Annotated in this window: 6 protein-coding genes; 2 read left to right on the top strand and 4 right to left on the bottom strand. The window is 42.7% G+C overall.

The annotated features are described in order from the left end of the window. Positions 1 to 3311: CHAT domain-containing protein (locus JUI58_RS04830; protein ID WP_204102616.1), on the top strand; the 3311-nt coding region annotated here is incomplete at its 5' end. Positions 3312 to 3355: 44 nt separating this feature from the next. Here the strand turns inward: JUI58_RS04830 and JUI58_RS04825 are convergent. Beyond that, entirely contained in the window at positions 3356 to 7711 is a 4356-nt protein-coding gene (locus JUI58_RS04825; RefSeq protein WP_204102615.1) for a hypothetical protein, read from the bottom strand. A gap of 284 nt (positions 7712 to 7995) precedes the next feature. Between JUI58_RS04825 and lexA the strand changes: the two genes are divergently transcribed. Then, positions 7996 to 8640, top strand: coding sequence for a transcriptional repressor LexA (gene lexA, locus JUI58_RS04820; protein WP_239121282.1), 645 nt, complete (start codon positions 7996 to 7998; stop codon positions 8638 to 8640). A gap of 92 nt (positions 8641 to 8732) precedes the next feature. Here lexA and JUI58_RS04815 read toward each other — a convergent pair whose 3' ends face one another. The 3 genes from JUI58_RS04815 to JUI58_RS04805 form a co-directional block, all read right to left on the bottom strand. Continuing rightward, positions 8733 to 9230, bottom strand: a complete 498-nt coding sequence (locus tag JUI58_RS04815) for a hypothetical protein (RefSeq protein ID WP_204102614.1) — start codon at positions 9228 to 9230, stop codon at positions 8733 to 8735. Positions 9231 to 9372: 142 nt separating this feature from the next. Further along, the gene (locus JUI58_RS04810; protein ID WP_204102613.1) at positions 9373 to 10674 is read right to left on the bottom strand and encodes a TldD/PmbA family protein; all 1302 of its coding nucleotides are present in this window, start codon (positions 10672 to 10674) and stop codon (positions 9373 to 9375) included. Between the two features lie 276 nt (positions 10675 to 10950). Beyond that, positions 10951 to 11178, bottom strand: coding sequence for a hypothetical protein (locus JUI58_RS04805; protein ID WP_204102612.1), 228 nt, complete (start codon positions 11176 to 11178; stop codon positions 10951 to 10953). Positions 11179 to 11569 lie beyond the last annotated feature (391 nt).

Genomic DNA, 11569 nt, shown 5'->3' with positions numbered 1-11569 from the left:
TAGCAGCAGTTAATCCCATTCAACCGGACGATGCAACGTTAATTCGCACGGGGGATGGAACGCAACATAGTCCTACAGTAATGCGCTTTGGAGAAGTGGGGGAATCTTGGGACTATACTTTCATTGACGATCGCGCCGATAATCCCTATCAATTACTCTATGGGGGAGAAGCGGGGACAGTTTCACGCTTGATACACAGAAGTGAGGATGGCATTGCCAAAATTAGCGAAGTTTTGGATTTTGCGGAGAAACCCGTTGATACTTTAACTCTTGTGGCAGAAGGAAATGCAGGAGAATTGTGGTTGGGGAAAGATTTTATTACCGCGCAAAATATTCAACAATATCGCACTCAATTGGAGAGTTGGAGAGAGTCTTTGAGTTCTACGGCAGATATTCTCCTTTATAGCTGTTTTACGGCGTTAGGAGCGGTGGGAGAAAGTCTCGTGGGGCAAATTGCCGAGGCGACAGGGGTAGATGTGGCGGCCTCGGTAGATGCGACGGGGAGTGCTAATTATGGGGGCAATTGGGCATTGGAATATGCGACAGGGGCGATCGCATCTGTTATTCCTTTTACAGATAGAACTTTAGCGAACTGGGATGGGAAGTTAGCAACGGTTACAGTTACAACAGGGAGTGGAGCGGGTTCTTTAAAAAATGTTATTGAAAGTGTAGCAACTATGGGAGACACCATTACATTTGACCCGACAGCATTTGCAGGAGTGGTGACGATTGATTTGACAGGGAGTGAAATCAACTGGTCAACTGACAATTTAACCTTAGAGGGAACGGGACAAAATAATCTATTTCTTGATGGAGGTGGAACGAATCGCATTTTTAATATTTCGGCGAATAATGCCACGATTAAGAATCTAACAATTCAGAATGGAAGAGAGAGTAGTGGGGTGGGTGGCGGTGGCGGAATTTATCACAATGGCACTGGTACTCTCACTATCTCCAACAGTACAATTTCGGGTAATTCCGTCAACTCGACTGGCGGTGGTGTATTTGTTGCTAATAATAGTGCGAATACTATTATCACTAATTCCACTATTTTCAATAATACATCCACAGGTACGAACAGTGGGGGATTGGGTATTGTTGGCACTTTCACTCTTAGCAACTCCACCGTTTCGGGTAATTCGGCAGTTGGTGAAGGTGGTGGGATTGGGATGACAGGTGATTTCACCATCATCAACTCGACTATTTCCAATAATACAGCAACGAATAGAGGCGGTGGGATTGCCAGCTTTACCGGTAATATGACCATGAGCAATAGTACGGTTTCGGGAAATTCAACGGGTGTAGATGGTGGAGGAATTTACCTGAATGCTACTTATACCTTGAACTTAACTAACAGCACTATTAGCGGAAATACGGCTGTTAATGGTGGTGGTTTACTGATTAATGGAACCTTAAACTCGACCAATAATACGATCGCCTTTAATACAGCAACAGCCCAAGGTGGCGGCATCCAAGTCGGCACGACCGTTAAACTTTACAATACAATTGTTTCTAATAATGCGGCTGTGACGGGAGTTGATATTAACGGCACCGTGGCCAAAGCGCAAAATACCCTCATCCAAAACGCCACAGGTGCAACCATTATTGACAGTGTTTATAATCTTATCGGTGTCAATCCCCAACTCCTTCCCTTGGCCAATAATGGCGGCCCCACCCAAACCCATGCCCTAACCGCCACCAGTCCCGCCGTTAACAGATGGAGTGGGAGTGCGCCTACAACAGATCAACGAGGTTTTACTCGTGGTTTTTTTAGCGATATCGGCGCATTTGAACTACTTCCCGAACCCACTCCCTTCGTGATTCTTGTGGATAATACAAACACCCTTGCCAATTTTAGCCAATCTTTCGATTTATCCTTACCCCAGAGTATTTTAGTGCAACTTGGAATGACACTGGCTGGCAATCAACAAGGATATAACACCCAAAATAACAATGGTAATTGGAATTGGCTCGATGAAGGCGGAGCGCTATTAAATATTAACTTGGATAGTCATTATTACGATCCTACCTTACAAGCGTATCGCATTAGTTTACGAACAGCTTTAGTCAATAACGATCTCAATGCTGCCGTTGGTGGAGTAGAAAGTTTCTTCTCTGAAGAATTCAGTTCAGAAGCTAGTGAGAATAGTAATACAGGAGAACAAAAGGAAGAAGAAAGTATCGAAAATATCCGCGCGACTCTGAAAAATATTACCCAAGAAACCGGAACACATCCAGTTATAGTTTATGCTCTTTCCTTCCCTGAACAATTAGAAATAATTCTCGTTACTCCAGAAGACAATATTATTCGCAAAGTGATTCCCGAAGCTCCTGCACCTATCCTGCAAGAAATCGTGAAAGAGTTCCGTCAAACTGTAACAAACCCTCGTCGTCCCCGTTCCTATCTCGCATCATCCCAACAATTATACAACTGGTTGATTGCCCCCATCGAATCAGAATTAGAAGGATTAAATATTGATACCCTTATTTTCAGTTTAGATGCTGGATTGCGAACCATTCCTCTTGCTGCTTTACATGATGGAAAACAATTCCTTGTGGAGAAGTATAGCTTGGGAATAATTCCCAGTCTTAGTCTTACCAATACCCGCTATCGTTCCTTACGAGATGCTCGTGTTTTGGCCATGGGAGTCTCCGAGTTTAGTGACAAAGATCCCTTGCCCGCCGTCCCAATAGAATTATCTTTGATTATTCAAGAATTAAACGAAGGGGAAATGTTTCTCAATCAAGATTTCACCTTCAATAATCTGAAAATTAATAGCCAACGCGGAGGACAACAAATCGTTCATCTTGCCAGTCATGCGGACTTTCAAGTGGGAGAAAAGAGGAATGCTTATATTCAAATGTGGAATGAACAATTGCAACTCGATCGCCTGCGGGAATTAGGCTGGACTCAAGAAAACCCCATCGAATTACTGGTTTTAAGTGCCTGTCGCACAGCATTGGGGGATTTAGATGTAGAGTTGGGCTTTGCGGGTTTGGCAGTGAATACGGGGGCAAAGTCTGCGTTGGCGAGTTTATGGTATGTTTCCGATGGCGGTACCTTAAACCTGATGGGGGAATTCTATCGCTATCTCTACGATCCCAATGTGAAGATCAAAGCCGAAGCCTTGCGACAAGCGCAAATTGCTATGATTCGTGGTGAAAGTCTTGTGGGGGATTTCTGGGAAAATATTGCGCGATCGCGGGAGTTTGAGGGTGCTAATCAATTACTTTTAGAAGGATTTCGCGATCGCACTTTCTCCCATCCTTACTATTGGAGTGCTTTTACTTTAATCGGTTCTCCTTGGTAATTTCAGCGATCGCTAAACAGTTATTATTGGCAATGCGATCGCCTTCACAATGTAATAATAATCGGTTCGGATAGAGTCGATAAATTCAATTCCAGCCTAAAGTGATCGCCTGTGCGATCTATTTTTCCCTGATAGCCGCTTCCCGCATCAGCAAAAGTAAAAGAATCTTGCCCTTGGATTTGTAAAATTATAGTATTAATGTTGAGTTGCTGAAGTTGTCCATCAAAGCGAATTTGCTGTTCTGTTAGGCGATCGCGCAGGAGAATTTGTCTGGCGATGGGCATTACTTTAACTTCTAGGTGACGCAGTTGAAAGGTGAAAAGATCGGCTTGAGATGAATTGATTTTAACTCCATCAGGTAAGCCCGCAATTGTTTCAGAAGGTGCGATCGCCGGAGCAATTTCTGGGGTTTTGGGTTTAGGTTCGGGTTCGGGAATATCCGCAGGAGGAACAGGAATAAGGAGGGAAATATTTTTAAGGGGAATTCCCCAGATTTTTGATTTTTTAGCAAGTTCGGAGCGGCTTTTAACGGCTTTTTTGACCTGTCCCTGTTGGCTTAAATATGCTTCTTGTTTCTTTTTAACTGCCAGCCAGCGAGAACGGGCAAAAATTGCTAAAGTTTTATTCTCATGGTGAGTGTAGCGTTCGTAAAACGAGAGAGTTTCTACCAAAGAGCCTACTTTTTCCAATGTAATTCCTAATTGAGAAGGGCTGATAAATTGCTCCCAGTCGCTATGAAAAAGAATTTTTTCTTTAAAGAAAAGTTCGTAGCGACGGCGCAAACCTCGAGATAAATCTTGGGGAGACAGTTCTGAGTAGGCTAAATCGCGAACAATGGAGAAAGGTAAGTTTAAATCCTTTGCTTTTTCACTCATTAATGTTGTCGGATAAGTTTCGATAAAATCGATCGCCATATCCCATTTTTGTCCTGTCAGTAAACGAGAGAGTAATTGTTGCAAAACTTCTTCCCCTCGGTTAGCTTCTTTGGCTCCCTCCAGACACATTTTCATTTTCTCGCGATCGCCTAACACTTCGTAAGCGGAGATCGCTTCTAACCACTCTTCTTTCCCTTCTAAAATCGGTGCAAGATGGATCAGCCATTCGGAAGAAAAAGGGCGTTGAGCGCTCTCCCAAGCGGAAATGAGCAGATCGCCGCGATCGGCTTTAAGTAGATAAGGTAATCCTGCGGGAAATCCCACACTTTCCGCTTTTGCCAAATTATATTCAACTTTTTGGGTGCTTTTTGCTTCTTCCCAAAAAGAAATTGCGCGATCGTATTCTTGAGCGCGATAACAACAAGAACCAGCGCGATCGCTCATCCCTTGATATTTATCCCACGCTAATTTTTCTAACACTTTCCCTAACTTTGACCATTCGTTTTGACTCAGTTCTAATTTATCATTTTTAACCAAAATTTCGATCCGTTTACCATAAGTCTGAATTGCCATCTTCCATTGAGCAGTAAAACGATATTTTTCAGGTATATTCTTAGTTGTTTTTTCGTCTAAAACCCCAGCTAAAAATTCACTAAATTGTTGCAGTCCTTCTATATTGTCTTCTTCCAGTACCATAAATTTAATCAACGGCATAACATTGGCAGGATTTACCTCCAAAGTTTCTGAATCTTTGCTTTTCAATTCATTTTGTTCTAAGTCGTACCAAGCTAATAAATTTGCCCAGCACATTCCTTGCCAAAAACAATTCCAAGCCAGAGAAAATTCTTGTTGTTGTAGGAAACATTCTCCTGCTTGTAAATATTTTTCTTCAAACCTTAAAGCCCACGCTTCGCATAATTGAACGCGATCTTCGTCTTCCAAACGCTTATAAGCACTTTGAGAACGCCTAATTAAATCGGCATTTTCCATATTAATGCCTTCCGTAAAAAAAGTATTGGCAATTTCCGGAAGATCGTCACTACCGATCGCATCTGCGCGATCGCCTCTGCCAATTAAGTAAATGCGTTCCTCCCATTGTTTTTTACTCTTCTGTTGTTGTAATAATTCTAAAAATTTTTCTAACTCTAAGATATTACTGGCGTGTTTCCAGAGCTTGCGATCGCCAACTTCGGTATCAATAATAAATAATCGTTCCGTCGCCCGACTTGCAGCAACATAGAGCTTATTAAAAAAGTATTTTACTTCCTCAGAAGGAGAGTCCATTGGCAACCACGCATCGAGATTACAGGATTCGCCAAACTTATAGAGAACAACTTGTTTGAATTCTAATCCTTTGGCTGCGATCGCGCTTAAAACATTCCAAAGTAATATCCCTTGTTTCTCAATCTTTTCTTGTAGTTTGGCTAAAATATTATCTTTGCGAATATAATCACTTTCTCCGCCTTGATCGCAGGGAATAATAATAATTGTATCTTGCAAATATTCTTCCAATTCTTCTAAGGAAATATCTTGTCCAACAATGAGTTTTTTAGGATTAAAATCACCATGTTTTCGAGCTTTTTGCGGTTTAAGTTCGGGGAGATCGAAAAGAACGCTACGCCAGAGTTGAATCAAATTATTAACCCCAACAATGGCAGGAATTGAACGATAATTTGATTCCAATTCAGCAAAGTTCATTTCTAAACCCAGTTTTCCCGTAGGAGAAAGAGTTGTAATCACTTCATTGTAAAAAGCAGCCTTCAAACTTGCCCAGCGAAATCCCGTTGGATTCAGCGTTTGTAGGGGATCGCCGGCAAAAGCAAACGGCAAACTTTCAATATGTTGATGCTCGAGATCGTAAGCTGTAAAAACAGACAAACGCATGATTAATTGCAGTTCAATATGGGTAAAATCCTGCGCTTCGTCGCAAAAAATAGCTGTATATTCGGGAGCGTAACATTTAAGAAAAAGAACCCGGCGAATTAAGTCTTGATCGTCCCATTTTTCAGATTCTTTAGCATAACGTTCGTACCATTTCCAAACTGTTTCATAAATATCTTTAAATTCTTCCACCGTCACGGTTTGTTCTCGTCGCGGAATTTCTCGATAATCATCAACATCTAAATAGCGATCGCGTTCGTCTAAATGATATCCTTTAATAAAAGTACGAATGACCTGCCAATACAATTCCGGCGAGTATTTACGCCAAGTCGTGCGATCGATCAGTTGGCGAAAGCGGTGAAAAGAAATATAATTAGCATCGTTAAAGCGATCGCGTTCTTCTAAAGGCAGTAAATTTTGTAAAAACGTCCGAAAAGATTGGAAAAAAGGACTAAGATTGGGCAAATCTTCAGCAATTCCCCGTTTGGCTAAAAAACGATGATGGGATGCTAATAAAGGAATAACTCTCTCTTTGGCAACCTTCAGCAAGCGTTCGTTATAAGCCAAAAATAAAGGATGCGGTTTACTTAAAATTGAGATATTTTGCTCTTGACAAAGCCGCGAATGTTTGTGACAATAATCCGCAAAAAGATGAAAAAGCATTGTTGATTTACCACTACCCGCCTGTCCGTTTAAAAATAAAGGTAAAGAAGGACGAGTTGTAGAAACATCATGCAAAATTGCCTCTTCTTCCGCAGAAAGTGCTAAGTTAGCATTTTCTTCATTTTCAATAGCTAACCAATTGGTTTCATCTGCTAATAAATAACTGGGATAAGCACGAGAAGCAATAGAAGTCAATTCATCTAATGTTGTGGGAGTTTGGGGATTAAAAGGAGAAATTTCTTTTTCCGGCCAAGTGTAATCAATAACTTGTTGAATTTGTTCGCGATCGGGAATTTGGGAAAAGGGAGCAATCAGAAAAAGAACCTGTCTCGAGGGCGTATCTGCGGTAAGAATGCGACTGTAGAGAACATAGCGATGCTCTTCTCCATAAAGTTTAATGCCCTCGCAATGGGTATCCGAGCCAAAATCCGAGGTAGTATCGGCAAGTTCGGCAATAATTCGGTTAAAAATTCTCCATTTATCTTGAATTTCTGGGGTGGAAAAGCTGTTTAACCAACGCTCGCTTTCGTAAACGACAACACCATCAAAATCCATTCGCAAGCTGGGACGTTGCAGCCAGAGTCGCAATTCATCGCTGAGGGGTTGGGGAGTGTTTTGGCGATCGTTTTCGGCTTTGCGCTGATTGAGCCATTGCCATAATTGTTCTTGTTTGATTTGACCGTCGAGGATGCGATCGCCAAAGTTTTCCCGATCGCGCAAAAATTCCCCATAAGCGTGATCGCCTCTGCGGAATACCTTCAACCAACATAAAACCGGATCGCTCCCTACCCGCTTTATTCGCGCAATTAGCCGTAGGTTGCCTTCTTTGCGCTTCAGATAAGGATAAACCCGCTCAAACCTCGCTAGAACCTGTTCTAGCGCCATTTCCTCTATTTCTCTGCATAGGCGATCGACATGATCCCCCAGTCCAGTTTGTTCCTTGACTTGTTCATCAAATGCGTTGGTGCGATAAACGTACATTCAGCGAATTTCCCAGTATAGACCGATACCTCTATTCTCTATTTTGAAGGATCGAATCCGGGATTGGGGAAAGGGAAATGAGAGGTTAAGAAATAATAGCTAAATTTCCTCAATTTACGAGTCCAAATCCAGCCAATTTATTTGATGTTTTATTCTACTTTACTTTCTGTTTTTTTTCTGATAGAACTGTTCTTAAATAAGTACCCACGTTCTAAAAGAAGAACAAAGCGATTGAAAGACTCTTTTTTTAATCGTGTCCGACCACTTACCCCAGTAAAAAAGTCATGGAAAAAACAGAAAAAATCGAAAAATTGACCCCCGCTCAAAAGGAACTTTATGACTGGTTAGTTGAATACATTCGCACAGAGCAGCACGCCCCTTCCATTCGTCAAATGATGCGAGCCATGAATCTCAAATCTCCTGCTCCCATTCAAAGCCGTTTGGAGCGTTTACGAAAGAAAAAGTATATTGACTGGACGGAAGGACAAGCACGCACTATTCGCATTCTTTATCCTCCTCAAAAAACAGGATTACCGATTGAAGGGGCGATCGCGGCAGGGGCATTAGTCGAACCATTTACTGATGAAAAAGAGCAACTAGATATTCTGGCGATCTTACATCGTCCCAATTGTTTTGCCTTACGAGTGACAGGGGATAGCATGATTGAGGATATGATTCGAGAGGGGGATTTCGTCGTGATGCAACGGCCTCCCGCCAATGAAATCCCCAGAAATGGCGAAATTGTTGCTGCTCGGGTGGATGGTGCCGGCACCACCTTAAAGCGATTTTACAAGTTTGCCGATCGCATTACCTTAAAACCTTCTAATCCTGCATTTGACCCCATTGAGGCAGAGGCGGATCAGGTGGAAATTCAAGGCATTCTTGTTGGTGTCTGGCGCGATTTTTTCACTAAACGACAAATCCATTAAGGGATACACGAATAAATAAAGACCCCTCTTAAAAACACCCCCATCTCAAGGGGGGTGTAAAGAGTTATCTAAGAAGGAGTTGGAGCAGAATGCTAACTTTTGGGAGATTTTTGCAGAGCAAGGGTGAATTTCTGGCGATCGCGATCGCCTCTGGTGGCCAATAATTGTTCTTCTAAAGCGGCAATGCGGTTATAAGCTGCGGTCACTTGCGCCGTCAACCGCCGAATTTGTAGATCGGGAGAAAGCGATCGCTCATCGGTATTGTAATCGAACAGGCGATCGAGGTTCTGTTCGTCTGCCAATACATCTTTATGGAAAGTGCTTGCTTGCTGTGGGGCGATCGCCGGAGAAGATGGAGAAGATGGAGAAGAAGAAGAAATAGATCGAGAAACTCGTTGATTTCTAGATAATTCTGCGATATCTTGTGAGTAAGACGACGAAGCCAAAGCATTATTCTTCATGGCTTTCACCGCATCAGGATTCTGTACTGCTAGCAGTCCAGCAAGTTGACTCGACATTTTCTCGACCAGTTGATAAAGTGAATCGACCTTATCATTCAGTGTATCGAGTTGGTTTTGCAGCTTTTCCATAACAATTACGCCTTTAATAATTCATTCTGTTTTCATGCTATTGTGTATTGCTCTACTCTCCTTTAGGATTCCTGATTCATTTAACCTTTGAGGGTTTGGAGACCAAACCCCTACCGAGAAAATGGGTTTGGAGACCAAACCCCTACGTTTTTTGGCCAACCACAGATAAGCCGTCAACAATGATTGAAGGGGTATAGTAGGAGCCGTGCCAGCGATTGTCGTTTCCTAAAGCAAGAATTTGTTTGAGTGCCTTATAAACATTACCTGTAACCATTGTATCCTTGACACGCCCGACGATTTTGCCGCGATCGATACGATAACCCAGATCGACATTAATGGAAAAATCTCCAGAAATACTGCTACTTCCCCCTAACATTTGATCCACTAATAATCCATTATCTAATTGCTGAATTAAGTCTGCAAGATTTCCCCAACCAGGTTCGACAATAATATTGACTAATTCGGGAGTAGGATAGCGATCGAGAGAAGGACGAAACCCATTACCGGTACCCATCGTACCTAAAGCGCGACCTGTGGCGAGATCGCTATAAAATCCTTCCAGTTTCCCTTGTTGGATCAGGGGCAGAAATTTTGTTTTGCTGCCTTCGTCGTCAAAGGGACAACTATAGGGTCCCCTTTCCGGTTGTTGGCTGAGGGAAAGACTCTCGGAAACTACTAATTGTTTGCGGCGATCGCTCCAAGGAGAAGATTTTTCCAGGACGTGCTTACCATTAATAGCCTCTGCCACGGTATCCCAAAGTAACGCCGCCGCCTTCCCGGTAAAGAGAATGGGAATGGGACCGAGGGGAGGAGGTATATTATCTTGCGCCCAGGCCAGCCGAATTAAAATATCTTGAATAAGACTATTGACACTGAGTTGGTTGCGTTCTTCACGATCCTCATAAACCCCGAGAAAGTCTTCTCCCCGTACCCATTCTACTCCCAAATAGCCACTCAAGGTAATATCAGTATATTGGCAGTGTAGTCCTTGGCTATTGGTCAGAATTGTGGTCTCTTGTTCGCATTCAAATTCCCCGCTACAGAGGACTTCAGGATACTGCTCTCGAATATAAGCGATCGCCTCCCGTCCTAGTTTGACTAATTCTCCCACTTCTACCACTTCCCCTAAATCCGGCAGGATCGCGGTTTTTGCTTCAGCAAGTTCAATGGTTTCGAGGGGATTTAATTCCGAAAGGGCGATCGCCCCCTCAACTAATTCTTGAGGTTCTACTCGTCCGTAAGCAACCGCCAAACCAGGACGATTCTCTCGCCATACCCTTAGTGCCGTACCTTCCGATTCACAACTCTCTAACTGTTTCAGTCGGTTGGCTTCAAAAAAGATAGGATGGGAGAGCGATCGCGACTGATAAACCTCCGCACAACTTGCTCCTGAAGCAAGGGCTAATTCGAGTAATTGTTCGGCTTGTATTTCTTGGGGCTTCATCGGGTTCGGGCGACAAGGAATTTGATCGTCAGAGGATCACAAAGCAATTGTACGCTCTTACCCGAACGGATTGTAATTTTTATCTTTTTTTGGTCTCATCCCCTACAGATATTTTCTCGAAAAATGCGATCGAGGAGGTTAGAAATTATCGAAAAAAACATAATTTACCCCCGTAAAGTCTCAGAAGATAAGACTTTTTACGGGGGCAAATTTTCCTAATGAGAAGTAAAGATATCTAGGAAAAATATAGGAGAATATTTTTACTCTCTTTTCTTTTTACTCAGTTTTACCAGCACAGGGGTCTGCACCATCAGTTTTACCAGCACAGGGGTCTGCACCATCAGTTTTACCAGCACAGGGGTCTGCACCATCAGTTTTACCAGCACAGGGGTCAGCCTGTTCGGTTTTTTCTCCCTCTGTAGCGTCTGGGCTTGCACAGCCCACAGCCAATCCCAAACTTAATAAACTAACCGTTGCCAATGTTGTCAGGTACTTAACTTTCATTTGGGTTCCCCTCAAAATTATTTTAAATGGAGTGTTTTTTAGGTGTTCTTCGCTGAAACTGCAATGACTCGTCTCCAAATTTTAGTCAGAGTCATCAGAAAAATTGGGTAGAAACCCCGTCCTTATAGGAAGGCCTTATATTAGTTTCGCTACCGCCTTAGAGTTGTTTAATTAGGGTGCTTTTGTATTGCACTTTTAACAGGACAATTACTGTATCTAATTAAAAACCCTGTACGCATAGCGGTTTTGCTCTTTCGAGCCTCCTATTTCTAGGGTAATGTTAGCTTCGACTATGTTAAAAGGGCTTGTTAGGTTAGCAGCACTATTTCAGTGACCTTAAAATTGTTTAACTGCTAACGACAGAGCGGGGAACTAGCTTCGCATTCCCAGG

Origin of the sequence: Spirulina sp. CCY15215 (assembly GCF_016888125.1) — a bacterium.
Taxonomy (GTDB): Bacteria; Cyanobacteriota; Cyanobacteriia; order Cyanobacteriales; family Spirulinaceae; genus CCY15215.
This window is presented reverse-complemented; position numbering and strand designations above follow the sequence as displayed.